The 26,276-nt window shown below is 49.9% G+C and carries 21 protein-coding genes and 1 riboswitch; of the genes, 13 read left to right on the top strand and 8 right to left on the bottom strand.

Annotated features, from left to right (window positions below; all coding sequences use genetic code 11):
- Positions 1-979 precede the first annotated feature (979 nt).
- From H6G89_RS03200 to cbiB, 3 genes are all read left to right on the top strand, one after another.
- Positions 980-1,117: a hypothetical protein gene (locus H6G89_RS03200; protein ID WP_190503808.1), complete on the top strand. Its 138-nt coding sequence runs from the start codon at positions 980-982 to the stop codon at positions 1,115-1,117.
- Positions 1,118-1,422: 305 nt separating this feature from the next.
- A complete protein-coding gene (locus H6G89_RS03195; RefSeq protein WP_190503807.1) occupies positions 1,423-3,837 on the top strand; it encodes a GAF domain-containing protein in 2,415 nt (804 codons plus the stop codon).
- A gap of 184 nt (positions 3,838-4,021) precedes the next feature.
- Positions 4,022-5,023: an adenosylcobinamide-phosphate synthase CbiB gene (cbiB, locus tag H6G89_RS03190; RefSeq protein WP_190503806.1), complete on the top strand. Its 1,002-nt coding sequence runs from the start codon at positions 4,022-4,024 to the stop codon at positions 5,021-5,023.
- A 220-nt stretch (positions 5,024-5,243) separates the two neighbouring features.
- On the opposite strand, the gene H6G89_RS36340 is transcribed toward cbiB, so the two are convergent.
- Positions 5,244-5,540 (bottom strand): CsbD family protein, encoded by a 297-nt coding sequence (locus H6G89_RS36340; RefSeq protein WP_375539679.1) that lies wholly within the window; start codon positions 5,538-5,540, stop codon positions 5,244-5,246.
- A gap of 196 nt (positions 5,541-5,736) precedes the next feature.
- Here H6G89_RS36340 and H6G89_RS03180 point away from each other — a divergent pair, with 196 nt between their 5' ends.
- On the top strand, positions 5,737-6,414 hold the full coding sequence (locus H6G89_RS03180; protein WP_190503805.1) for a pentapeptide repeat-containing protein: 678 nt from the start codon (positions 5,737-5,739) through the stop codon (positions 6,412-6,414).
- Here the strand turns inward: H6G89_RS03180 and H6G89_RS03175 are convergent.
- A complete protein-coding gene (locus tag H6G89_RS03175; protein ID WP_190503804.1) occupies positions 6,407-6,547 on the bottom strand; it encodes a hypothetical protein in 141 nt (46 codons plus the stop codon). The two genes, H6G89_RS03180 and H6G89_RS03175, sit on opposite strands and share 8 nt — an antisense overlap.
- 105 nt (positions 6,548-6,652) lie before the next feature.
- Complete coding sequence (locus tag H6G89_RS03170) at positions 6,653-7,123, bottom strand: hypothetical protein (RefSeq protein WP_190503803.1); 471 nt, start codon at positions 7,121-7,123, stop codon at positions 6,653-6,655.
- Positions 7,124-7,512: 389 nt separating this feature from the next.
- Between H6G89_RS03170 and H6G89_RS03165 the strand changes: the two genes are divergently transcribed.
- The 3 genes from H6G89_RS03165 (at position 7,513) to H6G89_RS03155 (ending at position 9,552) form a co-directional block, all read left to right on the top strand.
- Positions 7,513-8,082, top strand: a complete 570-nt coding sequence (locus tag H6G89_RS03165) for a hypothetical protein (protein ID WP_309229544.1) — start codon at positions 7,513-7,515, stop codon at positions 8,080-8,082.
- A 48-nt stretch (positions 8,083-8,130) separates the two neighbouring features.
- Complete coding sequence (locus H6G89_RS03160; RefSeq protein ID WP_190503802.1) at positions 8,131-8,928, top strand: DUF3153 domain-containing protein; 798 nt, start codon at positions 8,131-8,133, stop codon at positions 8,926-8,928.
- A gap of 70 nt (positions 8,929-8,998) precedes the next feature.
- A riboswitch (Glutamine riboswitch) is annotated at positions 8,999-9,077 on the top strand.
- A 34-nt stretch (positions 9,078-9,111) separates the two neighbouring features.
- Entirely contained in the window at positions 9,112-9,552 is a 441-nt protein-coding gene (locus H6G89_RS03155) for a DUF4278 domain-containing protein (protein ID WP_190503801.1), read from the top strand.
- A gap of 119 nt (positions 9,553-9,671) precedes the next feature.
- Here the strand turns inward: H6G89_RS03155 and H6G89_RS03150 are convergent, their stop codons facing one another.
- A complete protein-coding gene (locus H6G89_RS03150; protein ID WP_190503800.1) occupies positions 9,672-11,648 on the bottom strand; it encodes a GAF domain-containing sensor histidine kinase in 1,977 nt (658 codons plus the stop codon).
- Between the two features lie 1,122 nt (positions 11,649-12,770).
- Here H6G89_RS03150 and H6G89_RS35535 point away from each other — a divergent pair.
- Together H6G89_RS35535 and H6G89_RS03145 are read left to right on the top strand one after the other, a co-directional pair.
- On the top strand, positions 12,771-12,893 hold the full coding sequence (locus H6G89_RS35535; protein ID WP_255519344.1) for a hypothetical protein: 123 nt from the start codon (positions 12,771-12,773) through the stop codon (positions 12,891-12,893).
- Positions 12,894-13,003: 110 nt separating this feature from the next.
- A complete protein-coding gene (locus H6G89_RS03145; protein ID WP_190503799.1) occupies positions 13,004-14,740 on the top strand; it encodes a sensor domain-containing diguanylate cyclase in 1,737 nt (578 codons plus the stop codon).
- A gap of 34 nt (positions 14,741-14,774) precedes the next feature.
- On the opposite strand, the gene H6G89_RS03140 is transcribed toward H6G89_RS03145, so the two are convergent.
- Positions 14,775-15,350 (bottom strand): antibiotic biosynthesis monooxygenase, encoded by a 576-nt coding sequence (locus tag H6G89_RS03140; protein WP_190503798.1) that lies wholly within the window; start codon positions 15,348-15,350, stop codon positions 14,775-14,777.
- Between the two features lie 754 nt (positions 15,351-16,104).
- Here H6G89_RS03140 and H6G89_RS03135 point away from each other — a divergent pair.
- Together H6G89_RS03135 and rdgB are read left to right on the top strand one after the other, a co-directional pair.
- Positions 16,105-17,571 (top strand): phosphoglucomutase/phosphomannomutase family protein, encoded by a 1,467-nt coding sequence (locus H6G89_RS03135; protein WP_190503797.1) that lies wholly within the window; start codon positions 16,105-16,107, stop codon positions 17,569-17,571.
- Positions 17,572-17,722: 151 nt separating this feature from the next.
- Positions 17,723-18,301, top strand: a complete 579-nt coding sequence (rdgB, locus tag H6G89_RS03130; protein ID WP_190503796.1) for an RdgB/HAM1 family non-canonical purine NTP pyrophosphatase — start codon at positions 17,723-17,725, stop codon at positions 18,299-18,301.
- Between the two features lie 65 nt (positions 18,302-18,366).
- On the opposite strand, the gene H6G89_RS03125 is transcribed toward rdgB, so the two are convergent.
- Entirely contained in the window at positions 18,367-18,705 is a 339-nt protein-coding gene (locus H6G89_RS03125; protein ID WP_190503795.1) for a P-II family nitrogen regulator, read from the bottom strand.
- Between the two features lie 385 nt (positions 18,706-19,090).
- Between H6G89_RS03125 and H6G89_RS35530 the strand changes: the two genes are divergently transcribed.
- Positions 19,091-19,216: a hypothetical protein gene (locus H6G89_RS35530; RefSeq protein ID WP_255519343.1), complete on the top strand. Its 126-nt coding sequence runs from the start codon at positions 19,091-19,093 to the stop codon at positions 19,214-19,216.
- Here H6G89_RS35530 and H6G89_RS03120 read toward each other — a convergent pair.
- Positions 19,194-19,877, bottom strand: coding sequence for a calcium-binding protein (locus H6G89_RS03120; protein WP_190503794.1), 684 nt, complete (start codon positions 19,875-19,877; stop codon positions 19,194-19,196). The genes H6G89_RS35530 and H6G89_RS03120 overlap by 23 nt on opposite strands.
- A 255-nt stretch (positions 19,878-20,132) precedes the next feature.
- Positions 20,133-23,258: an MFS transporter gene (locus H6G89_RS03115; protein ID WP_190503793.1), complete on the bottom strand. Its 3,126-nt coding sequence runs from the start codon at positions 23,256-23,258 to the stop codon at positions 20,133-20,135.
- Positions 23,259-23,961: 703 nt separating this feature from the next.
- Here H6G89_RS03115 and H6G89_RS36575 point away from each other — a divergent pair.
- A complete protein-coding gene (locus H6G89_RS36575; protein ID WP_190503792.1) occupies positions 23,962-25,998 on the top strand; it encodes a sensor histidine kinase in 2,037 nt (678 codons plus the stop codon).
- The last annotated feature ends 278 nt before the right edge of the window (positions 25,999-26,276 follow it).

Below are 26,276 nucleotides of genomic sequence, written 5' to 3'. Positions count from 1 at the left end.
CAACGGTGAATTGGCGTTTCGCAACGACTGATGCGCGAGTTAAATTAGGGCGACTATATCCTACGATTGAACCCGGCAAAGTTGATTTGGCAGACCACTAGTAAAACTCGTCGTAAATAAGGGTGGGAATCTGGGGTGCAGGGGTGGAACCCCCACACCCCCTGGTTTTATTTCCAAACCCTATCTGTAAATAGCAGTACTTAGTAACTTCTGGTGAACTTCTGATACTGGAAAATAGGATTCCTTTAAATCTTGTAATCGGTTTTCTAATATTAGGACTGTTGTTCGGGCTGTTGGTTTAAGTACTTAACGTCAGTTTGGGTTAAGACTCTGGCAAATAAGTTCGCGGCTACCGGAGCCCAGTTTGTCTTCGCAGACTGTCAAAAATCAAGGGTTATACCAGTTCTCGAAATTACTGCTATAGATCACACCCCACCGCCTGCGGCACTTCCCCTTGGCAAGCTACGGTGTATACATACCTCTGCTCTTTTCCAAATAATTGGAGAACTAGGCATTGGGGGAGTTTCTCCCAAACCCCCATTGGGGGACGCCACTGCCTCCCCCAAACCCCTTAGCAGAAGGTGTTTGAGTTAACCCTAAGGACGCGCTTCGCATCGGTTTCAAGTTCGGGTGCTGCTGATTCAATCGGTACCCAATGTTTTAGGTCGTAAGATTGACATGAATTAGCTCTTACTTGTTAACTTGTATAAACTATTAATTTATGTAAATTCTTATTGCAAGAAATTCATTATTTAAAGCGATACTTCTTCCTTTTTGGAGTCAGAGTCGTCAGTACAAAAATGGCTGTTAAAAAATTGCAAAAATTGCAGAAATTGCAAAAATTGCAAGTCTAATTTGCCGGGTGCTTTGCCCTGAAGATAGGGCTACTTCAGGAAGGGGGCAATGTCCAACCGACATCGGTTCCTTAAAGGGTTTGGGGAATCTAACTTAACGTCAGTTTGGTTTAGGAGCCCGGCGAATGAATTCGCGGGTACTAGAGCGACGTCCACCGACGCGGACTCCGGAAAATGCAGGCTTTGACGAACCGACGCAGGTCGGTTTTGCTCCGATAGCGGCAGTTTTAACCGCCGAAATCCTGATCCCGAATTCACGTTAACTTAGGCTTACTTTTTGCAAAGGAGATTAAAGCTTTTTTTGATGCAATTAGGGCAAAGTATGCACTTTCTTTAACAAGATTTCGATACCGCAAAGATCGGCGTAATATAACCTCAAACAAACTTAGAATTGGGTTTGTATTTAAGTGCTGTGCTTAGGCTTTGGGTACGCTATAGCTGACAGCTTTCATGAGAAAGACAGCACATCAATTATCTGCATCTCCAACAAGCTCTAACTCTAACATCGAGGATCGATTGTTATTGGGTTGTTGCTTGCAGGTATAACCTTATCCAGAGGGTTAAACCCATGTCTACGGAATCGCAAATTGTTATGGATGAGATACGCTCTGCCCACGAGTTAGAATCACTCAAATTTGCGCTAGACCAACATGCCATTGTTGCAATCACCGATTGTCACGGCACTATTACCTATGCTAATCAACGGTTTTGTGAAATTTCGGGATATTCCGGTGCGGAGTTAATTGGGCAAAATCATCGCATTCTCAATTCGGGTTATCACCCCAAAGCTTTCTTCACCTCCATGTGGAAGACGATCGCCAGCGGTGAAGTGTGGAAAGGCGAAATTTGTAACCGGGCAAAGGACGGCAGCCTGTATTGGGTAGACAGCACGATCGTGCCTTTATTGGGGGAGGACAGTAAACCCTATCAATACATCGCGATTCGAACTGACATTACGCAACGTAAACAGACTGAACTGGCACTGTGGGAGCGATCACAACTGGCAGAGTTGGGTGCAACGGTGGGGGTCACTCTGTCTCAAGGGGGCGTGTTGACTGACACGTTAGACTACTGTGCTGAGGCGATGGTGCAGTACTTGAGTGCGACCTCGGTGCGAATTTGGACGCTTGATCCGGAGGCAAAGTTGCTGGAGTTGCAGGCGATCGCCGGACAACACGACTGCTCCGATGAATTTCACAGCCGCATCCCCCTTGGCATTTCGATCATCGGCTTTATTGCTCAGACCTGCCAACCCTACACGACCAATGATGTTGCTAATGATGTTTGTGTGGGTGCCAGAGAGTGGGCACAACGAGAGGAATTGGTCGGTTTTGCTGGATATCCCCTGATTGTCGAAGAGCGATTGGTGGGGGTGTTGGCTCTGTTTAGCCGGAAGGCATTGACCGAGACGGTTTGCAACACACTGGGATGGCTCGCTCACAGCATTGCTGTGGCGATCGACCGGATCTGGGCACGAGAGGAGTTGTTGAGTCGGCGTGAGGCGTTGTTGTTCCAATTGGCGAGCCAAATTCGTGATTCGCTCAATTTAGATGTCATTCTCAAAACGACGGTCAGCGAAATTCGGACGTTACTAAAGATTGATCGTTGTCACTTTGTGTGGTGCTGGATTAATGACGATCGCCCCGATTTGGTTGTCACACATGAAGCTCGTAACCCAGATCTGATAACGCTCTTAGGCGATTGCCCAATGAGTCAAGTAGACATCCTGGCAGACAGGATTTTGAATCTGAAGATTATTCGAGTCAATGACATCACTGAAGTAGAAGATGATTTGAGGCTTTGTGTTCTGCTGAATGAGTCTCAAATCAGTGCTCAACTGATGATTCCCCTGGAAACTCGCTCTGGTCAACTGGGGGCGATCGTCTGTGGTCATGGCAGATCTCGCAACTGGACAGATAGTGAAGTCGATCTGTTGCAAGCGGTGGTAGATCAGGTGGCGATCGCCATCGATCAGGCGGAGTTGTATGCCAAGACTCGTGCGGCAGCATTTGCGGCTGAAACGCAGGCCCAGCAACTTACAGAGGCATTGCAAAACCTGCAACAAACCCAGACCCAACTGATTCAAACCGAAAAGATGTCCAGTTTGGGGCAGATGGTTGCTGGCATTGCTCATGAAATCAACAACCCCGTTAACTTTATCAGTGGCAATTTAGTCCATGCCAATAGCTATATCAAAGACCTGCTGGAATTGGTGCAACTTTATCAAGAGCACTATCCTGAGCCACATCCCGATGTTCAAAATCAAATTGAATTGATTGATATTGATTTCATTGCAGAAGATTTGCCCCGACTGCTGGCATCGATGAAAATTGGTGCCGATCGCATTCGTCAGATTGTGCTGTCACTTCGCAACTTCTCCCGATTAGACGAAGCCGAGATGAAACCCGTTGATATTCATGAAGGCATCGATAGCACGCTGCTCATTCTGCATAACCGCTTAAAGTCGTTTTCGGTGGGCAGTGGCGTGCAAATCGTGAAGCAGTACGGAGATTTGCCCCAAGTAGAATGTTATCCGGGGCAACTCAATCAGGTGTTTATGAATATTTTGGTGAATGCGATCGATGCTTTGGAAGTACAACCAGAGCCTCGCATCATCACGATCACAACGGAATTTGAGCCAAGTCAAACGACGCTTTTGAGCGAGGATGAGGATGCTGCGTCCGAGTTAACGACGCGAGAAGGGTTAGCCATCATTCGGATTCGAGATAACGGCCCAGGGATGAACAGCACAACGCAAGAAAAACTGTTTGACCCCTTTTTCACGACAAAACCTGTTGGCAAAGGAACGGGGTTGGGGATGTCGATCAGCTATCAAATTGTGGTGCAAAAACATCATGGCACTTTGACATGTGACTCTCGTTTGGGGCAGGGCACTGAATTCGTGATCACTATTCCATCGCAACAAAGCCCACAGCCACAGGCGGAAAGACAAAAGAGTGAAAGGGTAACGGGTGAGGGGTAAGCTCTGGTCACGGGTTATAGCCGTAGCCACATTCGATGGGGCGGAGGCGAGTCAGAGAGCCTCCCCAGCATCAGGGTTTAAGCCATTGCCTTTGCCTTAAGCTTTCTGACCAAAGCTATACTTGTCATTTGTCACGGGTTAATCGACCATAGCTCTTGGCTCATGACTCAATCTCCCTTGACCCATGCCTATCGAATCTTCAGCAATTGTTTTGGCGATCGCCTCTTTCCTTGACTACCTGATTGGTGATCCGTGGAATTGGTTGCATCCGGTTCAGGTGATGGGTTGGGTGATTGGAGGCTATTCCAAATGGATGTTGGGGCGATTCTCTGGGGCGACGGTGCGGCGCGTGGCGGGGGTGGTGCTGGGTATCGGCATGATGGGTGGCAGTGGCTTGGTGGGTTGGCTGATGGTTTGGGTAGCCAACAGGATTCACCCGGTGATGGGAATGGCGATCGCCAGTGTGATGTTGGCGAGTTGCTTTGCCGGACGCAGTCTGCGGCGAGCCGCTGAGGATGTGCTGCAACCTCTGTCATCGGAGTCAGGGGCATCTGAGGAATCGCTTGTGGTGGCGCGATCGCGTCTCAGTCGATATGTAGGACGAGACACAGAGCACCTGTCGCGGGATGAAATACTCCGGGCGGTGCTGGAAACCGTGACGGAGAATGCGGTAGATGGGGTGATGGCTCCCCTGTTTTATGCGATCGTTGGGGCGTTGTTGCCGATAGGGAGTGTGCCGCTGGCATTGGCGTATAAAGCGGCAAGCACGCTTGACTCAATGGTGGGCTACAAAGAAGCTCCTTATACCGATCTGGGTTGGTTCAGTGCCAGAACGGAAGATGTCCTCACCTGGTTGCCCTGTCGGCTGACGGTGTTGAGTCTGGTGTTGGTGTCCGGAAACCCTGGTCGAGTCTGGCAGGTGTGCTGTCGCGATGCCCCACAAGACCCCAGCCCAAATGCGGGATGGAGTGAGTGTGCCTACGCTGCTGTGTTGGGGGTGCAGGTGGGTGGCACCAATACCTATCGTGGGGTGACGAAACACAAGCCTTTGTTGGGGGATGCGCTGCGACCGATTACCGTTGAACGCATTGAGCGAGCCATGGGACTGACGCGAACGATGTTTATTGGGTGGGTGGCGATCGCCCTGGGGCTAATGGTCGTAGAGAAGGGGATATTGCCGTTGTAACTCGTGAAGTGTTATAGCAATCCTATTTGATTTGTGAAAAAAGCTGTTTGTGAAAGTGCCCGCCCAAAGGGCGGGCACTTTCACAAACGATTTAGGATCGCTATATTAAACCAATCACTTAAAAATCACTTCTTAAAAAACATCTGTGAAAACACAAAAATGCTCCCACAGATGATTCACTTTCTCACGAAGTTAATTGGCTGAACAGTTCAATAAAGGCTTAGTCAATCTTGCGCTTTACTGCATCTTTCATATCTTCAACAGCATGACGGCCTTCAGCTTCGACTTGCTTTGCTTTACCTTCAGCCTTGTCTCTGGGGCTTCCTGTTACTTCACCCACGGCTTCTTGAAGTTTACCTTCAACATTTTTAGCCGTTGCTTTTGCTCTATCTTCTAAACTCATGATATTTTCTCCCATGATTTTTACACTTTTAGAAGCAATGCTTTTAAAAATAGGTTTTGCCTCTAAAAGCGGGTTTATTGATAACACCTTGAGTCTAATAAAATAGCTGGGCAAATCTCCTCTATCGTAAGCTCTATTTTCTCTGGTTACTCCTTTAGAGTGGCGATCGCCCTACCTGAGGTTTTTTGTTGTAACTTTATACCCCCTTAACGACTCTTTACTAGAGGCTGACGGTTGGCGATCGCTCCCCTCGAAGAATGATCTAGACCTGGCAAAAATTGTCCTACCTCACCTCTGACGCACCGCACCTATGGCAAATCACAATCATCTTGCTCTATTACAGGCGGGAGTTGAAATCTGGAATAAGTGGCGACGCACATCTTCAGTCAAACCTGACCTGAGTGGAGCAAACCTGATTCTGGCGGATCTCAACGGCATTGATCTGAGCGGCAGCAATTTAATTGGTGCCAATCTGATTGGAGCGGATTTGCGCGGAGCTAACTTCAGCAAAGCCTACATGATCAAAACAAAACTGATGGGGGCTGATCTGCGGAGTGCAAATTTGATGAACGCTATTATGCGGGGCACCGACCTGGCAGAGGCTAACCTGAGTTATGCCAATCTCAACCAAACAGATTTGATTGAAGCAACGCTGACAGGGGTCAATTGTTATGGTGCTTATCTTATTGGGGCTGTCCTCAAAAGTGCCAACCTGCGGGAAGCTAGCCTGGTTCAGGCAAATCTGACGTTGGCAGACCTCTATCGCACGGTTCTCATCTCGGTTAACTTCCGAGAAGCCACCCTATGTCAGGCAAGTTTGATTGAAGCGGTGCTGAACCGAGCCATTTTGGATGACGCCGATATGAGTGAAGCCGACTTGAGGGGAGCCGACCTGAGCACTGCCAGTATGCGGAATGTTGAACTCGAAGGAACTGATTTGCGGGGCGCAACCCTGCCCGAAGCAATGAGTGCTTGCCCTTCTAAATAACGTGAATTCGGATCAGGATTTCGGCGGTTAAAACCGCCGCTATCTGAGCAAAACCGATCTGCGTCGGTTCGTCAAATCCTGCATTTTCCGGAGTCCGCATCGGCGGACGTCGCTCCAGTAGCCGCAAATTCATTCGCCAGACTCTTAAACCGAACTGACGTTAAATAACCTGAGTTTGGGAGCAGAACTTCGGCGGTTGAAACCGCAGTTATAGCAAAGTGCTGAGTGCTGAGCCCGTCTAATTGCAGGCAGCCCTGAAGTTTGACAACACTTGACAGGTGGGGCGAGTGCCACCCGTGGAATAGATTCTGACATCCCGGTCGTCGTAGTCATAACCGTAACCAGAGTTGATGATGACCGGGTCAATCAACACAGAGTCTTCGATCTCAGAGTCAATGATGACGGGATTGATCAGAAGGGAGTCTTCGATCTCAGTATCGTAGCGATCATCATATCGATCGCGGTAGTAGCGATCGCGGTAGTAGCGATCGCGATAATCCCGGTCATAATCCCGACTGTAGACAGATCTGGGGGGATTGTATTCACCTACCTGTACCGTAACGCTTCCCCCACGCACCACCACACCATCTGCCCTGACTGGCAAGGCATTAACCAGTGCGATCGCACTCACAACAACCCCTGATAACAACACAGACACAGGACGCTTAATATCTCTCAGACCTTGAGATTGAGTGTGTAGTAACCGCATAAATAGATCTTAGGGAGTAGCGATCGCCAGACCTCTAGCCTAACCTGCTTCGTTAGAATTTGAGGAGACAGATCATGATTAGGCAGCTAATCTGATTAGTCTAGATAATATAGCAACCGAGGGATTGGTTAGGACGGGGTGCAGGGGTGGAACCCCTGGCTAGGGGCACAACCCCCACACCCACTTGTATTAACTGTCTCAATAGTTGCAATAGACGATCGAGTTAAGGGATAAGTTTCAGTCCTTTATATAGCAATCCCAAATGGGTATGAGAGGCATACCCTGACGAGGTGCGCCTCTCACAACTCGCTGATCTTACAACTCATTGAGAACGGCTATATGGAAGAGATGAAACCAGTACCTCCAGCGATATACCAGGAGCAGGGTGGGTGAATACAGACAGCACTCAAAACACAGACAGTACTCAAAACACAGACAGTACTCAAACGATAGAACTCATTCGATCACACTATCAAACAGGTAGAGCGGCATTTGAGCGGGGTTCCTATCGGCAATCGGTGCAGGCTTTAGAAAAGGCAGCAAGCCTGGTCAACCGCAACTCGCGATTAGGCGGTGAGATTCAGATCTGGTTGGTGACTGCCTATGAAGCTGCTGAACAGCGAGAAGACGCGATCGCCCTGTGTGAAAAGCTGACCCGTCACCCCGATCGCGACACCCGCAAGCAGGGGAATCGGTTACTCTACATCCTCAAAGCCCCTCGCCTCAAGACTCGCCCTGAATGGCTGACTCAAATTCCCGATTTGGCAACGCTGGAGGAGTCTGAGCGTGATACCAAAGGAGCCTATACACCACCCAAGCGATCGCCCCGTCCTCGTAAGGTTGAACCTGATTTAGAACCCATTGACCTGAGTCAGGTCAACACTAAAGATAATCGGTTTGTTTGGGTTGCCCTGATAGCGATCGCCCTGATTGTTGGCAGTTTGCTCTGGTTGAGCTAACGAACTAAGCGTGAGAGAGTGAAAGGGTGAGGTGTAGAACATGGAAGCATGACAAGATTGCAAGCCAGTTTTTGGGCGATCGCGGCTAGATTGAAAACACTGCGACTCAGAGCACTGCAAAAGGTAGTGCTGCTCCTGGTGGTGTCGGTGCTGTTGTCTGGGTGCGTTCGCTATGACGTGGGGATTAACTTTGCAGGTCAAAATCATGGCGAAATCGTGCAGCACATTCGTCTGGGGGAACAACTCACCAACTTCAGTGGGGCGATCGCTCAGGAGTGGTTAAAGAGCCTGGAACAGCGAACCCGGCAGGTGGGTGGGCGCGTGCGCCATCCGTCAAAACAGGAAATTGTTGCCATCATTCCCTTTAACAATGGGGCAGAGTTGCAAGCAAAATTTAATCAATTTTTCAATCCCAGCCTTGAAGACCTCCCTCCCTCTGCCCGATCGGTTGTGGCTGACTTGCCTGCCATTGCTTCTCGTCTCACCGTCTTTCAACGCAACTTCTTTGTGGTTGAGAAGAACTATCTAACCTTTGATCTGGATTTGCGATCGCTCGGTGTCCTCTCCTCAGAGGGCAGCGTCCTGATTAGTCCCGGTACTCTCCTCGATCTGGAATTTAGCCTCGATACTCCCTGGGGTGCCCAAAGCCCACAGATCCAACCAACAGATGCCTCCGCCGACCCAACCGCTAACAAACATCTGGTCTGGACTCTCAAAGCCGGAGACGTTAATCACATCGAGGCGGTTTTTTGGGTTCCAAGTCCATTGGGAATGGGGGCAGTGGTCATTGGGCTGATTGTGGCATTGGGAATTGGGGCAAAGAGCTTGCTTCAGCCTATGTCATGAATTCCGGATATTTGAGAGAATTTGATTGACATAAAGGTGGAAAACGGTAACAATAGATACAGAAAAACAAATCGTTCATCTCTTTCTTGATCATTGAAACTGTCAAGTTCAAGAGACGGAAGTAGGGAGACATCCCGAAGGAACGCGCCTCAACCCGTTACATATTTCAAAGAGGCGAATTCTATGAAACTTACTTACCGTGGAATCAGTTACGATTACAACCCTCCTCAAGCTCAAGTCGGTGAAGTTGTTGCTGCTGGTCAATATCGTGGATCAGGTGTGAGATTTCGCAAAGCACAAAAACAACTGTCGCAACAACCCAGTCTTGACCTGAAATATCGGGGTGTAGCTTATACAACAGGTGCTCCTGAGCCTATTTTGGCTCCTGTTGTGGTTGAACCTGTTGCAGCTTCAGCGATCGCTTCAGTGGATGATCGGTTACGTTCGTTGGTGATCAACCATCACCGCAATGTCAAGCAACGTGAGCAGGTGATGTTGAGCCGGGTTGCCGTACAAGTCGGTCTGCCCAGCCAGTATGCTTACCAATATTGGAACCCCATTCAAGGCAAGATCAACACGGCTGTTGCAGGAACTTACAGCCGCAGTCACGTTGCGTTCAGCTAAGTCATCTGACAGGGCGGGATTGGCATCTAGCCTTTACCGCCATTGACAGTGGCATAGCCCCTCTCGATATGGCTTCTCTCAAGTGAGTTGGTATAAAGGCACTCCTCTGGGGGTGCTTTTTATTGTCCTTCACGCACTGATCGTGTGACAGGTAACTCAATCTGAAACTCAGTTCCCTGCTGGTGGTTGACACATCGAATTAGCCCCTGGTGCTCTTTGACAATAATCTGATGACAAATCGCAAGCCCTAGTCCCGTTCCCTGTCCCACTGGTTTTGTTGTGAAAAAGGGGTCAAAGATGCGATTGAGAATACCTTCAGGAATGCCACAGCCATTGTCGCGAATGGAAACCATGACTGCGTTAGGGCGTGGTTGCCAGGTGCGAATCGTAATTTCGGGTTGCTCGCTACAGGCATCTAACGCATTGCTCAACAGGTTTAGGAGAACCTGATTGATTTGCCCTGCATGGCACTCCACCAGGGGGAGTACGCCATAGTCTTTGTTAATTTTGACTTTAGGTTCAATCCGGTGTCTGAGGATGACCAGGCTGCTATCGATGCCCTCATGGAGGTCAACGGCTTTGTATTCCGCTTCATCGATACGTGAGAAATTGCGTAGGGTCGAGACGATATCCCGAATGCGCCCTGTCCCTGTTTGCATCGATTGAATCAGTTTGGGAAAATCCTGACGGACAAAGCTGACTTCTAAGTTTTCCAGTTCAGAGGCGATCGCTTCTGAGGGTGCGGAGCGATGGTCTATGCAAGTGGCGATCGCTTGTTCTAATGCGGCGGCATATTGCTGAACGTAGGGCAGATTGGCATGGATAAAGTTAGTGGCATTGTTGATCTCATGGGCAATGCCCGCCACCATTTGCCCCAAACTCGATAGCTTTTCGCTCTGGATCAGTTGAGCCTGAGTGGAACGCAACTCCTCTAGGGCAATTTGCAGTTGCTCTGCCTGAGCCTGAGAGCGAGCCGCATTAGCACGCACTTGAGTGTAAAGTTCAGCCTGTTGAATGGCGATCGCAACTTGATCACCCAGTTGTTGCATCAGGTCTTTTTCCCACGGTTGCCAGTTGCGCGTACTACGGCACTCGTGAGCAATCAACAAGCCCCACAGTTGAGGAGATTGAGTCGGATCTACTTCATCGGCAGTCGTTTGGAGAATGGGCACAATCAGGTTAGCCTGCACCTGCAACCGTTGTAAAAAGTTGACATGACAGCTATCCAAACCAACATTCTGGATATCGTGCATGGCACGCACCCGTCCCCCCCGATATAGCTCGGCGTATCCTGCTGAAAAACAGTTGTCTTGCCCCATCTCACCCAGCGCAGAACTCCAGGGTGGAAGTACGTTTTCGACGACGACCGTGCCTCGCCAGTTTTCTTGAAACTGATAAATCACCACGCGATCGGTGTTGAGCATCTCTCGCACCTGTTGCACGATGGTGTTGAGAATGATGTTGAGATCAAGGCTACTGCGGATCTGGTTCGTCACGAGCCGCAACAGCGACTCTCGCATAATCCGATGTTTCATCTCGGTATGCAAGATATGTTGGTTGACGATAATGGCTAACTGTCCAGATACTTCCTGCAATAGCTCATGCTCCCATTCCAACCATTGTCGGGGGGGATGGGGCGCAGATTCATCATCTTGCGGTGTAGCGCACTGTTGGATCTCAACAATACTATTGACCTGGTTGCCATAACGCGCGGCGATCGCCAACACAGCACAGGTCAATTCCTGCCCATCGTGAGAACGGTGTGCTTGAGTCCAGACCAAGGGGGTCTGCTGATCACAGACCTGTTTTAGATAGGATTGCTCCTGAGCCACCAGAATATCGCCTAGCCCAAGCGCACAGCTTGATTGACTGTGTTCTCCCCGGATCACAAATGTTTGAGAGTCTGTGTCTTGAGGAATGAGAACGCGGGCACTGGTGCATTCAAGGGTTTCGACCAGTAGTTGACAGGCAAAGCCTAAAATCTCGCCCAGATGGGTTGCACTGCGAATCATCCGGTTGATTTGGTTGGTCACATCTGCAATTAACAACCGCCGCCGTAATTGCAATTTAGGATCTAAATCAGTCGTTTTTTGCATTATGTCAACAGAGGACCGTTTACCTTGAAGGAGTAAGCCGATAGGGATAGGGGATCGCGTATCAGGAATGAATCAAGGGAGGATAGAGATCCAGACCACTTCGCAAATGTTGACAGCCGTAATATGCAGCATCTAATTTGCAATAACAGTGGCTCTGTTACGTCATTAGCTCTGCTGCGTGGCAATCGTTGGGAACGGTTTGGGTCAGGGATGTAGAGGTTGTGCCTCAGTAAGCACCCTGCTCTAACGAGCTTCTCGATTGCTTAATAGTCGTCACCATCTCAGTTAAGGCAGAGCAGGTGTTAGAGTTGCACCCTCAATCCCGCTCTAACGTTAGCGATTGTGACGATGGATACGTTAAAACATGGCTTTAGTCAAAAGCATCGAAGACGCGGCGCATGGAAATCAGCATTAGTGCCCGTTCACGTAGCCCTATGGCTTGATTCCAAATTAGAAGCCCCTGATCAGCACGGTTTGATTGGAACTGGTAATTTATGCTCCTACAAAAAAAGGCATAGTTCTAACCCATACAACTCATGCAAGTTGAGTTAATTTTAGTTAAAAATCGCCTGCGCTCAGTGTAGTCGGCATAACGTATCTTAATAATCTATCGGGAGGTATACCTACACTGGTAGCCCTGATAATTATTTGGGTGAGTACTCTGTAAGTCGCTTAATTCGCCTTGCTGGCGGGATGTTACGGAGGGCACAACGAAGCAGTTAGTCGCGATCGCCCCCCTGATGTGCACCAGTTGCCGTCGCAATTGTTGTGTCGAGTCGTGTCAAATTGTATACGGTTTGTCTAACTTGCGACTGTATAAATATGGATTGAGATAGGCTAAAAGCGGTTGTTTTGTGTTACAAAGATAGGTTCATAAGATAAGTTTCAAACTCTCTTATTCTGTCTTTGGTCTACAGCAGTCCTATTTGATTCATGAAAACGAGGAGGTGGAGGGGCACTGCTCTTCCAGTTTTTCTGTTTTAGTTGAAATGGCGATCGCAATAAAGTAGCCATTTTGGGGTTGGAGGTATTCCAAACCAAATCGCTAGAATGAGGGCAATGTAACGGCCTTCTTGTGAAATTTTATTCTAACCGTGGTTTCGAGGAATCACCGTCCCGATTGTGGTAGTTAATACCATACAGAACGGCAGTTCCGAGTCGATTGGGCTTCAGGCTCAAACGCAACTCGTCTATTCATCGCTGGTGATCCTCTACTACAACTACCTGAAACTGGCGCGATCGTGATATCAAGATCGCTGGTTCAGGGTATTTTTGAAGTGACTTCTCATACCGATGTCATAGGGGTGCTGGGGCAACATTCAACGTTATAAGGGAAGCGAACTCCAACCTAATCCATGAAGCCAACCTGGAAACAAGTTTATCCTTGGATGGCTGCGGCGGTGAGTAATTTAGATTCAGTAGACTCACTGCTGCGGCAGGTAATCGGGATGATTTCTACTGCATACCACGCAGAAGTCCTGTTGTGGGCAGGTTTGGCGACAGGCATGTCAGATACATTGCAGGTCTATGCCACTGCGGGAGCTTTGCAAGCATTTGAAGACAGTATCGATTTTGAGCCAGACTCGATTTCATTACCCCTCCAGGATGAGTCACCCAGCCCAGAACAGGGCATCTGGCAGTTTTACCCGCGTGTATTGCCGTCATGGTTGCTGGAACAACAGCAGGGGCCACAGTTAACCCAACTCAAAACAGGGGATTTGATTGTGCCTGTTACCAGTCGTGGGAAGCTGGATCAAGCCAGTTTTATGGGTATTGTACCCGTGCCTACACCACTGCAATTTGTGCTGCAACTACGTCGTCCCAAAGGACAACCCCCCCTGCTTGAAGCCTCGATCGATGCACATCAACCCCTGTTGCAACCCCTATCAGCAAGTGTCGCAACGCAGGCAACCCGCGCTCAAGATGGGACTAAGATTGTGGGTTGGAGCGATGAGGATCTAGACGCGATCGACGTGATATGTGGGCAGTTGGGGTTTGCTTACAGCGCGTTATATTGGCGACAACGATTAGAGCAGTCTCGACTTCAGGCAGCACTGGTGGGGCGTATCGCTCGATTACTCAACTCCAGTCTCAACCCCGATGAAATTGTAGGGCGCATCGTCGCTGAGTTGGGGCAGGGGCTACAGTGCGATCGCTCCTTATTAGTTGATTTACGCTATACCCCCGTTAACATTTTGTCCATTTGGGATCATCCAGACCGCAATCTGACCCCCCTGCAAGATCGGCAGATTGACCCTGCTCTATGGCGCAATGTGGTGGATATGTTTTTGCAGGGGGGTGCCTCCTATCTGGAATTGAGGACAGCAGATGATGAAGTTGATCCGCTGTTTGATTGGTTACATGACATTGGGGCATTGTCGGTTTTAATGGTGCCGCTGTTTATTCAAGAAGAATTTTTTGGAGCGGTGGCGTTGTTGTCCTATGGGCAGGCGCGAGTCTATCAACTCGATGAATTGCAAACCTTGCGGCAAGTGGCAGATCAGGCCGCGATCGCTCTTACCAATGCCCAACATTATCAGAGCCTCTGGCATAAACAAGAAGCGTTGAGGCTACAAAACAAATCCCTGCAACGAGAAATTGTGCAGGATGAGTTGACTCATTTAATGAATCGTCGTTCGCTGGAGCGTGAACTGGAACAGTTGAGCACGCGATCGGCATGGGCAACACAATCGGTCTTTAGCGTCATTGTGTGCGATATCGATTATTTCAAACTGGTGAATGACACCCACGGGCACCTGGTCGGCGACGAAGTTTTACAAGTGCTGGCACAACGCCTGCAACGTCAACTGCGCCGAGAAACCCCCGTGTATCGCTATGGTGGTGAAGAGTTTGTCGTGATTTTGATGGAGACGGAACTCACTAAAGCTGTCGATGTGGCTGAGCGGCTACGGCAAGCCATCCGGGCAAACCCGATTCAGACATCGGCTGGAAAGCTAGATATCACCGCCAGTTTTGGGGTGGCACAGCAAAACTCGCTGCAAGATCATCAGGCATGGGATGTGCTACACCGGGCGGATCAGGCGTTGTATGAGGCAAAGCGGCAGGGGCGCGATCGCGTCAAAGCCATCTAACCTTCTAACCACAACAGAGGTTATTAAAAGCAGGTCATTTCTGCCTGGATTGGGGATAAAGCCACCCATAGAACAGGCGGGTCAATTGCGGCATAACGACATAAGCCAGCAACCAGACCACTAACGCCGATGTCACCATTTGCCTGACGAGCCATGGCATCCATGCCAGATATGGAGCAAGAAATCGTCCAATTAGCAACGATAACAGCAACACGCCTAACCAGGTGACGGTCGCCACTTTGTATCGCTTAGGTGGAGTTTTTTGGGGGCGTCCTGGCAGTTGAAACCAGGTTTCTAACCCGGTCAACACCTGAATACTTTCCGATTGTTGGATTAATGGCTGAACGCGCTCAATCCAGTCATGCCGCTCCTTTGACTCCAGCCATGCCTGCAAATGAGCGTGCTGATCAAAATGTAGAACGATTGTGTATTCCGGGGGTTCTCCGGATCTGGGACGTAAAATCTGAACTCCCAAATGACCCTCAAAGGTTTTAGCAACGGGCACGATGCCATGTAGCCATTCTTCATAACCCTCTTCTCGACCGGGTTTAATCAGGTGATTGATAACAGCGGTAACGTGATAATCCTGAGTGGATGGGGAGTAAGTCATACACTGTTGGTTTAATCTCAAGACAGTTTAAAGCTTGCAGCAATAATTTTTGAGGCTTTTTTATTAGAAAAATGCTAATTCTTGAGATGTTTAACCCGAAATACCTAGTGTTGCGAACACAAAGTTCTGCAATGTAGGGGGTTTGGGGCTTCGCCCCCAAGAAGAGGTGGAACCCCTTCACCCCTTTCAAAACTTATTTTTTGCTGTACTAGCATCAGTTTGGGGGAAGAAAGTGAGCGCGGGAATTCACGATGTAAGACCGTGATTAATCCATCGACATTTAATGGGAGCGGGTTTTCCCGTCAAATTCATGGCAGTGTGTAGATTGCTTTGCTAAACCCGTCCGTACAGTTTTTGAATTTATTAAATCCACGATCCTTAGGATGAAGAAAAGATTGATTAGTTTGAAATGGTTGTGTCACTAAGTTAGGTTTTAGGGCGATATGGAGCTATGGTTAATCGTAATTTTTATGATTCAAATTTCTAAAACCTATCTTGAGATAGGTGCGACTTAAATTGAATTGATTAAGCTCTCAACAAATTCGCAACGGTGTGATTCCTATCCTGTGTAAGCGTTGTATGACAGTCTTCTCAAGAGAAGTAGTTTGGAGAAAATAAACTACTTCTTCATTAAAGAAATACATTAATTAAATAAAGAACGGCTTAAAATTGAGCAGTTCTTTTGACAATTTTGGTCTCCGTCTACCGCCACTGTATATCTGTATATTCGTATCAATTGAGGTAATAGAGTCGTATGGCAGGTTCTCTTTCTCCAGCGTCCTTCGCCAATAAGCCCATTACTTTTGGCACCGATGGTTGGCGAGGTGTGATTGCAGCTGATTTCACCTTTGAGCGAGTGATGTTGGTTGCCCCACTGGCAGCAAAAGCCTTGGAGCAGATTTATGGAGACAAAACCCCGACTCGCACCATCATTGTTGGATACGATCGCCGTTTTCTTTCGGCTGAGTTTGCGCAGGCAACCGCGGAGTCGGTCAAAGCGGCTGGGTATGATGTGATGCTGTCAGAGTGTTATGCGCCAACTCCGGCGTTTAGTTGGGCCGCCAAACAACACAATGCCCTCGGTGCGCTGGTCATCACCGCAAGCCACAATCCAGCGGCGTATTCGGGCTTAAAGGTGAAAGGGGGGTTTGGGGGTTCGGTTCCGCCAGAGGTGACGAAAAAGATTGAAGTGATGTTGCAAGAGCCGCCTCAGAGCACCAATGGTTCCACGACAGCGTCGATCACCACCTTTAACCCCTGGACGAGTTACTGCGATGCACTCAAGGCAAAGGTTGATTTAGCCGCGATTAAGGAGGCGATCGCCACGGGTCGGTTAACCGTGTTTGCTGATGTGATGCATGGCGCAGCAGCGAGTGGGCTAGAGCAAATCCTGGGTTTGCCGATTCGAGAGATCAACAGTGAGGCTGATCCGCTGTTTGAGGGTGGCGCACCGGAACCCCTGCCGCGTTACCTGTCTAAGATGTTTGACCAGATCAAGACCTACCGCCAACAGTCACCAGAGGGTTTGTCCGTTGGGTTGGTATTTGATGGAGATAGCGATCGCATTGCTGCTGTGGATGGGCAGGGCAACTTCCTCAGTTCCCAAATCCTGATTCCCATCTTGATTCATCACCTGGCAACACAGCGAGGCTTTACCGGAGAAATCGTCAAAACGATTAGCGGTTCTAACCTGATTCCCCTGGTGGCAAAACTCCACAACTTACCTGTTCACGAGACTCCAATCGGTTACAAATACATCGCCGATCGCATGTTAGAGGCACAGGTATTTTTGGGCGGTGAAGAGTCGGGGGGGATTGGCTATGGCACCCACATTCCAGAGCGGGATGCGTTGTTGTCAGCCCTTTATGTGTTGGAGGCTGTCGTTCAGTCGGGGCTTGACCTGAGCGACCAATATCGCCAACTGCAAACGCAAACGGGTTTCACTGCTGCCTACGATCGCATTGACCTGCCCCTCGCCAGTATGGATGTGCGATCGCGCCTGCTAGAACAACTGCAAACTCAACCCCTGAAGGAGATTGCTGGAGTTGCCGTGACTGACTGTCTGGCGATCGACGGATATAAGTTTCAGTTGGCGGATCAAAGCTGGCTCCTGATTCGCTTCAGCGGTACCGAGCCTGTGTTGCGGTTGTACTCTGAAGCAGCAACCCTCGATCGCGTTCACGAGATTCTCGCGTGGGCAAAAGATTGGGCGGAGAAGTAGGAATCAGGAAGGATAAAAGGTAAAGGACGAAGGATAAAAGGTAAAGGATAAAGTATCTTTTTAAGATAGTAAATGGCTTGTTTTCTCTGATCCTCTAGCCTTCGTCTTCTTTTTTTATCCTTTCATTTTCATCCTTTATCCTTTCCTCCTTATGTCTCGTCTGATCGTTGCCACTGGAAATCCCGGTAAATTGCAAGAGATGCAGGCTTACCTGACCGATCTCGATGTGGAGTTGGTGCTTAAACCCAAGGATTTGGAGATCGACGAAACAGGAGATACGTTTGCTGAGAATGCTGCTTTGAAAGCGTCTGAAGTGGCACGCGCCACCGGAGAATGGGCGATCGCAGACGATTCGGGGTTGATGGTAGATGCGTTAGACGGTGCACCAGGGATCTTTTCATCCCGTTATGGGCGTACTGATACGGAACGGATCGAGCGGTTGCTGTCAGAACTCGGCAATGAACTCGACCGACAAGCCCAGTTTGTTTGTGTCGTGGCGATCGCTCGTCCAGATGGGGCGATCGCGCTGCAATCCGAGGGAGTGTGTCCGGGAGAGATTCTACATGCCCCTCGCGGGACAGGTGGGTTTGGATACGATCCCGTTTTTTACGTTCCTGAGCAGCGAATGACGTTTGCTGAGATGCCCCCTGAGATGAAACATGAGATCAGCCACCGGGGACGAGCGTTTATTAGCCTGATGCCTCAACTCAAAGCTCTCTTATCGGCTTAAAGTTAGCGAGATCCCCGCATTCCTAAAGAATTTGGGGATCTTTAAGAATTCGGGGATCTGGTGGGCTAGATCGCTTCTAAATTGACTTCGCCAGTCCGAATCCGGATGATCTTTTCGACAGGGGTAATAAAAATTTTCCCATCGCCGATTTCTCCAGTTCGAGCGGCAGCAATGACCTTTTCGACCACCATATCGACCTGATCATCTTCTACTACGATCTCAACTTTCAATTTTTGTAAAAACTCAACCGTGTATTCTGAGCCACGATAACGCTCAGTCTGCCCCTTTTGCCGTCCAAATCCACGGACTTCGGACACGGTCATACCGACGATGCCAGCGTTGACCAGGGCAATTTTAACTTCATCAAGTTTAAAGGGACGAATAATCGCCTCAACCTTCTTCATTTATTTCAGCACTCCTTACGTATGGTTAATTCCTCACACCAGCATGACCCGTTCTATCACCGTCAAGAAGAGAGGTTTTGTAGCAAGAAATACATTTTCATAGAGAAACTATTCCACATATTCTGCCATTAGAGTGAACCGCTTGAGGGATCGCGGGATAGGAATTGCAGAAATAAGAGGGACTGAGGCAATAGGGTGTGGGATGTAGGGAATTAGGGATTGCGGACTAAATCATCGAATATTGAGTCCCCGATAACCCTTAAGTTCGTCAAACCTCGAAGGGGCTTGGCATTGCCAAACCCCATACAGGATGTCGCGGTTTCAATTCAAGTTGGTATCAGCCAACACGCACAGAGGCGAGGACTTCGCTATTTTGAATATAGCTTTGGTCAGAAAGCTTAAGGCAACGGCAATGGCTCAAACCCTGATGCTGGGGAGGCTTTCTGACTCGCCTCCGCCCCATCAAATGTGGCTACGGCTATACCCGCTCAAACGAATGTGGATGAGGTGATTTGAGAGGTACGAGTATTGAGTACAGTTGCCAACACATCGTTACCATCTTGAATTAACACGTCGTCTCCATCTTGCTTGATGGTGAGATCGCTAAAGTCTAAGCTGCCGCGCAATGCGAACTTGTCTTGCAGATTGTTGAAGTCCTGAATGGTGTCTTCGCCATCGCCATCACTCAAGAAGAAAATGTCGCGACCTTTGCCCCCATAAAGCACGTTTTCACCACTGCCACCGGCAATGGAGTCAGCCCCTTTGCCGCCATAGATGGTGTCGTCACCACTGCCGCCATAGAGGATGTCGTTGCCCTTGTCACCAAAGAGGCGATCGTTACCCCGTTCGCCTGCGATGATGTCGTTACCATCGCCCCCGGTCAGGGTGTCATTGCCGCGATCGCCCGCCAGAATATCGTTGCCACCCAAGCCATCGATGCGATCATCGCCCCGTCTGCCATTGAAGCGGTTGTTGCGGCTATCGCCAGTCAGGTCATCATCTCGGCGAGTGCCATTGCGGGTGTTGTCGATGTCATCGTAAATTTCGTCGATTGTGTCATCAACGTCATCGTCAAAAACGTCCTTGAGGTCGCCTCTCAGACCGCCAAATAAATCCCCAATTCCTAAAAAGTTATTAGCGTTAACAATAGAGAGATCCGTTAAGTTTGCCATACCAGAATTACCTTCGTGTGCTGCGCTGATGTTGAGTTAATCGCGCATCAAGCGATTTGCTTGAGCTTCTCTAAGGTAGGCTGGCAAAAGGGTGTGTCACCTCCTGCGGTTGTCCTGTCCGATGGAATGAATCAGATTTGTCCAGTTGGAGTATGGCGAGGGTAAATGGGGAGAAGGGTGGGAGACGCAGTTCATAAAAAAACCTCCCAATGTGGGAGGTTGACCTGGAGAGGATTTTAATGGGGAAATCAGGGGTTATCGAACAGCGATCGCCCCAGCGATGGCAGAGGTGGTTGCCGACACAAACGCCGTTGCAAACAACCACCAGGCAGCAGAGGCAGCCGCTTTGCGGGTTTCCTCAGCTTGCTTCTGGGCTTGCCGCTTGACTTCCTCCATGTAACGCTGTGTCTCTTGTTGCAGGCGTTCTGCCCGACGCAAGACACTGTTTCGGGCTGACTCAACCTGGTCGATGATGCGGTTAGCGTCGGCTTCTGAGATGTCCTCACGGGAACTCATCAACGCAACCAGGGTGCCGCGATCGAAATGGCTGAGGCGATCGCGCAGTGCATCAAAGCCCGCTTGAGGGTCGTTAAACAGCGTACGAACATCGCGTTTGATGTCGTCGTAGTTCAACTCAGGACGGTTGAGCGAGTTGAGGTAGCTGCGAATGCGAGCAAAGATGCTGTCAATGACCGATTGAATGCGGTACTGAATGCTACGGATCTGATCCAGCATCTGGTTACGCACGGATTCGATGTTTGACACGATCCGTTCTGCCTCTTCGGGGGTCATGTCTTTGCGTTGAGACAGCAGCGCAATGACGGTGTTGCGGTCAAAGCGGGAGAGGCGATCGCCCAGACTGCTGGCACCTAAGCGGGGGTCTTGCAACAGCAATTGCAGATCGCGCTTGATGCCTTCTGGGCTGAGTTCCTCTTTACCTGTATTCCGCAGATACTCTTCAATGCTGGACTCAAAGTTGAGAGCCCGTTGTTGAGTCCGCAGGGCTAACCGCTTTGGAGCACGAGTGATACTGCGAATCGCTTCTTGCACCTGATCGATGGTTTGGTTTACCTGGTCTTCGCTCAGGTCTTGACGCTGGCTGAGCAGTTGCACCAGGGTTTCCCGGTCTACCCGAGAGAGGCGATCGCGCAGAGCCAGTGCTCCTTCTTTGGGGTTCTCAAACAACCGCTTGATATCCTGTTGGATGCCTTCGGGATCAAGCTCTTCGCGGTTGGTGTTGCGGAGGTATTGAGCCAGGGTTTGAGTGGTCTGGTCGTACTGTTCCTTCGCTTTACCCGACAGCAGTTGCGGAGCGTGGGTCAGGTTGTACCAGTTGGATTCCACCTGATCGAGGATGTGGTTGGCATCCTCTGGGGTGACATCCTGTCGCTGGCTGAGCAACTGCACCAATGTATCGCGATCGAACCGGGATGCTCGATTTTGCAACAGACTCAACCCCAACTGTGGATCGTTAAACAGAATCTGCAATTCCCGCTTGATGCCCTCTGGGTTGAGTTCATCTCTGCCAGTGTTGCGCAGGTAGTTTTCCACCCGTTGTTGCGCGGCTTGCACCTGTTGCTGCGCTTGCTCAGTGCGCGTGCGAGAATCGGCTACTACGCGATCGCGAATATCCTGAAACTGTTGCGCCAGGGCTTCTGCTTCCGCAGGGCTGAGGTCTTGACGCTGGAACAGGACTTGGGCAAAGCGAGAGCGATCGTAGGGCAGCAACCGAGTGTTTATAATGTCGTAATCTGCTTCTGCTGTCTCCAGAATGGCTCTGAAGGCACGTTCGTTCTCCTGGGTCGTTAACAACTGCTCACGCGGCGTAAAGGTCAGGTAGGTTTCGATGCGCTGATGCAGGTCAGCGGCGATCTCCCGTTCTTCAGCGGCGCGAACGGTGGTCAACACATCCAACCGGATGCGCTCAAGCTGATCGGCTTTCTCTTGAATCTGGTTTTGAGTCAGCAATCCGCGAGAGTTGAGGATGTTAACAAAATCAGAGTGACGGATTTGCTCAATTTGATGACGCACTATACCCGGATCGGCAGCCGGATCATAGAGGATGTTGCGAAACTCCATCTCGACTGTCTCTGGACTCATCTGCCAGACATAAACGTGCATCAGGTAGTTCTCCACATCCGCCTTGACCGTGTTAAACGGCTCATTCGATGTGTTAGCACGAATCTGGTTAGTGACTTCGCCCACTCTGCTTTGCGCCGACTTGAGCTGACCCAGAATCTTTTCAACACTTAAGTCAGAGAGGTCGGTGCGACCCATGACCATGCCTACGAGCGGTGCAAGGCTGGTAGGCATCATCTGCTGCAACCCAGTGGGGGCTTTCTTGGCGGTGTCTTGGGTGGTTTGGTGCGATCGCCGCGTTTCTTCAATCAACTCGTCTAGCTTGGCGACGATCTCATCGGTTCTGAGTTGACCGGGCTGGGCCGAACGCAGTTGATCGAGCAATTCCGTCATGCGATCGGGCTGTTGATCGTTTACACTCCGTCGCCACACGCTCTCTAGCTCATCGGCTAACCGATTGACTTCCCGCTTTGACAGGTCAGATCGGCTGCTGATCAGGTCGATGAAGGTTTGACGATTGACATCACGGGCGCGATCGCTGCCTGCTAATGCCTTGGCTTCCGGGGTATTTAACAACCGCTCAAACTCATTGCGAACGCTGGAGTAATCAAACTCAGCCGGACGCAACCGATCAATGTAATCTTCGATATTCTCACGAATGCTTACAGGGTCGATTCCTGTTCCCAGTTCGCGTCGAACAGCGGCGGCGGCAGCCTCGGCAGTAGCGACCACCTGTTGATTCACCGTTTTGGCACCCAGGGCTGCTGCGGCTGTACCAACGATCGCCTGAAACCCACTGGTGGCACTGTTGACAATCGAACCAATCAACGAGCCAACGGTGGTAGAGCTAACCCACACCAATAGTGAAAAGTAAGCTGCCCAGATCACCAGACCGACGATCGCCCCCAGACCTGCGCTCTCTAACAGGCTCAACTGCACTGCCAGATAGCACGCCACAAACAGGGCAATGCTGACGGTGATAAGAGTCCACAAACCGACCCCAAAACCGATTTTGCGAATGGTAGAGCCAACTCCCCCACTACTGTCTGATTTGCTGTGATCGCGATCGTCATCATCAGACGAGCGACCCAAATAAGAGATGCCCGCTGCGACTGACAGGTTGGTCAATAGCAGTTGAATGGCAAACGCCAACAATAACCCTGAAACTAACGTTATGAAAAACTGTGGTCCTGAAAAAACCAACGATGCCTCTTCAGGAGTCGTAATCGCCGGATCGACCGGAACCTGAGCTATCCACAGGTGCCAGGTTTTGAGCGTTACCCCAGCTGACCAATGAAGCATGATTTTCCCTCTTTAATACTAAAAACTCACGTAATTCCCTGCGGAGCGTAACTCTGCGATGAGACATAATCCTTCTGTAGCTAAGATCGCGAAGATCGCCCGCCTGCTCATCGTTCAGAAGTGGGAAGTAGAGGTATTGCTTAAGGATGGTTTTTGTGTGGCAAGGAGTAAAAGCACTTGATTTTTGAAATCCTACAGCACTGTTCATGTTGATAAGGTACGGGGTGCAGGGGTTCCACCCCTGCGTAGGGGCACCGCCCCCACACCCCTCCATACCTGATGGTTGTGAAAACTGCTGTAAATCGATAATTCTTGAGCTGTAATTGACTCAAATTCGCATTAGTTTCGCATTAGTTTAGTATGGTGATCGCAGCCAGTGACGTTGGTGCCCCCCCAGTAATAAACGTCCATTCGAGTTAAACACCTGGCGAATCGATTCGCGGCTACCGGAGCTAAGCTCGACTGCGCTTCGCCAAACGCCCTGTACAGGCTCCCGAACACGAAGGGTTTGCCGAACGGACGCAGGTTAGGTTTGCTCCTGTAGTTGCGGTTTCAACCGCCAAAACCCCTATCCCAAACTCCAAGTTAATAACCGCAGGTGTAAAGAGTTGTAAAAACAGGAGTGCAAAATAACCCGATTGTTTTACCGAGGATTAAGCGTAGCTTTTTCTCACAACATCTCTTAGCCAAGTATGAGAATTAAATGGCGGAAGAAAAGTCCACCACTCGTGTTTTAAACCCGCTTGCTAAGCGACTCGCTTTAACCAGAGTTGCCTCTCGTTCATCTGCTTCTGCTCGTGGAGCACTGTCCCTGAGGTGGTATCTGGTTTTGCTGGTGGCGGGGGCTTTGCTTCCAGTGGTGTTGTTTGCCATTGCAGTCGTCTATCAATTGTCAAATCAACAACAAGCGGCTTCAGAGCGACGCATTTTGTTAGCTGCTCGCAATCTGGCAGAAACGGTCGAAAGTGAGTTTTCTGCGACCAATCGAGCCCTTCAAGCCTTGGCAGCGTCAGATCGGTTGGAACAAAATGACCTTCCGAATTTTCATAACGAGGCACGACAGGTAGTGCAAACTCAAGCCACCTGGATGTCTGTGATCTTGCTGACACCGACTGGTCAACAACTGTTAAATACGCGACAGCCTTTTGGTCGGCAGTTGTTTCCGGTGGTGGAACCAGACAGTTTGCAGCGTGTTGTTGAGACGCAACAACCGATGGTGGGTAATCTTGCTCGCGGCAGTCGGGAGTTGCGATTGGCTGTCCCGGTTCGCATTCCAGTGCTGCAAGATGGCAAACTGCAATATATTCTCACAGCAGTCATTGCACAAGAGGCGATCGCCCAAATTGTTAGAGAACAAACCTCTATTGATGGGGAATGGACACGCACCGTCGTTGATGGCAAAGGGATTGTTGTTGCCCGCACCCGTAACCCTGAACGCTTTGTAGGACAGCGGGGAACACCGTCTTTCTTAAAGCAAATTAGTGAGGCAACGGAGGGGGTTTATCGAGATACCACCCTGGAAGGGAGGCAGGTCTATGTTGCCTTTAGCCGAGTGGGTAGCTCACCATGGACAGTGGCCGTCACCGTGCCAGTGGATGTCGTTCAAGAGCCCTCTCGGCGAGCAATGTGGCTTGTGGTCGGGTCAGGTTTAATTCTGCTTTTGGTGAGTGGTGTTGGGGCGTTTTTGCTCTCGTGGCAAATTTCGCGCAGTATTACTTCGGCAGCGTTAGCTGCGAAAGCATTGGCAAATGGCGAACATCCTCAGGTCAGCCCGCTCTCTATTAAGGAAGTTGTGCTCCTGGGGCAATCCCTGGAGTTTGCGGCTAACTTATTGTCACAACGGGAGCAAGAGCGGGCTGAAAATTTGATGCGAGTGGAAGCCGCAAAAGTGGAAGCAGAAGCTGCAAATCGCATTAAGGATGAGTTTTTGGCGGTGTTATCCCATGAGTTGCGAACGCCGCTCAACCCCATTCTGGGATGGGCGAGTTTGCTTCGCCATGGCAAGGTAGATGTGCAAAAGACAGCGTTTGCTCTGGAAACCATTGAACGTAATGCCAAACTGCAAACTCAGTTAATTGAAGATTTGCTCGATGTCTCTCGGATTTTGAAGGGCAAATTGAGTCTGAATATGGCTCCTGTAAATTTGACATTCATCGTTGAGGCTGCTTTAGAAACGGTGCGGCTATCGGCGGAAGTTAAGTCAATCGATTTGCAGTTTCTGCGTGGTCATGATGCTTTGAGCGCGCCCCAAAGCGACAAACCAAAATTTCAAGTTATGGGAGACGCTGCCCGACTTCAGCAAGTTGTGTGGAATTTACTCAGCAATGCGATCAAGTTCACCTCAGAAGGGGGGCAGATTGAGGTTTGTCTAGAGCGGATAGATACCGGGGAAGGGATAGAACCGGGGGAATGGCAGACGGGAGCAGGGGAAAACCAACTTCGAACAGACACGATGAATCGCGTTGCTTCTGACTCGCCGACTTACGCTCAAATTACCGTCAGTGACACCGGCAAGGGAATTGATCCTGACTTTTTGCCCCATGTGTTTGAGTCCTTTCGACAAGAAGATGGCAGAACGACGCGGCGGTTTGGTGGCTTGGGATTAGGGTTGGCGATCGTACGCCATCTGGTGGAACTGCACGGGGGAACAGTGGATGCACAAAGTCCTGGTGAAGATCAGGGAGCCACGTTTACTGTACGGTTGCCGCTGTTAAGGGACGAGGTGACACTCAATCAGTAACTCCACTTCGCTGGTGTTCCAAACCTGTTGATAACCTCTGTAAGACCCCCTGTAGTCCCCCTTGGTAAGGGGGACGGCGACAGCCGGGGGTTAGTAGCAACAGATCTGAAACACTACCAGGGACTTCAAGCCACTTTGACTTCCCTTCTCCCACGTGGGGAGGAGGGGTTGGGGGATGAGGGTTGAGGGAAGCTCGCAGAAAAGGTTTCCTGAATGTGCACTAGAGGCTGCGCCCCCATACTCCCTTGTTCAACTGTCTCGACGGTTGCTATAGGATA

The sequence above is a fragment of the Oscillatoria sp. FACHB-1407 genome (genome assembly GCF_014697545.1).
Taxonomy (GTDB): Bacteria; Cyanobacteriota; Cyanobacteriia; order Elainellales; family Elainellaceae; genus FACHB-1407.
This window is presented reverse-complemented; position numbering and strand designations above follow the sequence as displayed.

Bases quoted from the DNA above. Each gene is read 5' to 3' on its own strand.
- H6G89_RS03200 (WP_190503808.1), top strand. From the start codon at position 980: ATGAATTCGCGGGTACTAGAGCGACGTCCACCGACGCGGACTCCGGAA.
- H6G89_RS03195 (WP_190503807.1), top strand. From the start codon at position 1,423: ATGTCTACGGAATCGCAAATTGTTATGGATGAGATACGCTCTGCCCAC.
- cbiB (WP_190503806.1), top strand. From the start codon at position 4,022: ATGCCTATCGAATCTTCAGCAATTGTTTTGGCGATCGCCTCTTTCCTT.
- H6G89_RS03180 (WP_190503805.1), top strand. From the start codon at position 5,737: ATGGCAAATCACAATCATCTTGCTCTATTACAGGCGGGAGTTGAAATC.
- H6G89_RS03175 (WP_190503804.1), bottom strand. From the start codon at position 6,547: ATGAATTTGCGGCTACTGGAGCGACGTCCGCCGATGCGGACTCCGGAA.
- H6G89_RS03170 (WP_190503803.1), bottom strand. From the start codon at position 7,123: ATGCGGTTACTACACACTCAATCTCAAGGTCTGAGAGATATTAAGCGT.
- H6G89_RS03160 (WP_190503802.1), top strand. From the start codon at position 8,131: ATGACAAGATTGCAAGCCAGTTTTTGGGCGATCGCGGCTAGATTGAAA.
- H6G89_RS03155 (WP_190503801.1), top strand. From the start codon at position 9,112: ATGAAACTTACTTACCGTGGAATCAGTTACGATTACAACCCTCCTCAA.
- H6G89_RS03150 (WP_190503800.1), bottom strand. From the start codon at position 11,648: ATGCAAAAAACGACTGATTTAGATCCTAAATTGCAATTACGGCGGCGG.
- H6G89_RS03145 (WP_190503799.1), top strand. From the start codon at position 13,004: ATGAAGCCAACCTGGAAACAAGTTTATCCTTGGATGGCTGCGGCGGTG.
- H6G89_RS03140 (WP_190503798.1), bottom strand. From the start codon at position 15,350: ATGACTTACTCCCCATCCACTCAGGATTATCACGTTACCGCTGTTATC.
- H6G89_RS03135 (WP_190503797.1), top strand. From the start codon at position 16,105: ATGGCAGGTTCTCTTTCTCCAGCGTCCTTCGCCAATAAGCCCATTACT.
- rdgB (WP_190503796.1), top strand. From the start codon at position 17,723: ATGTCTCGTCTGATCGTTGCCACTGGAAATCCCGGTAAATTGCAAGAG.
- H6G89_RS03125 (WP_190503795.1), bottom strand. From the start codon at position 18,705: ATGAAGAAGGTTGAGGCGATTATTCGTCCCTTTAAACTTGATGAAGTT.
- H6G89_RS03120 (WP_190503794.1), bottom strand. From the start codon at position 19,877: ATGGCAAACTTAACGGATCTCTCTATTGTTAACGCTAATAACTTTTTA.
- H6G89_RS03115 (WP_190503793.1), bottom strand. From the start codon at position 23,258: ATGCTTCATTGGTCAGCTGGGGTAACGCTCAAAACCTGGCACCTGTGG.
- H6G89_RS36575 (WP_190503792.1), top strand. From the start codon at position 23,962: ATGGCGGAAGAAAAGTCCACCACTCGTGTTTTAAACCCGCTTGCTAAG.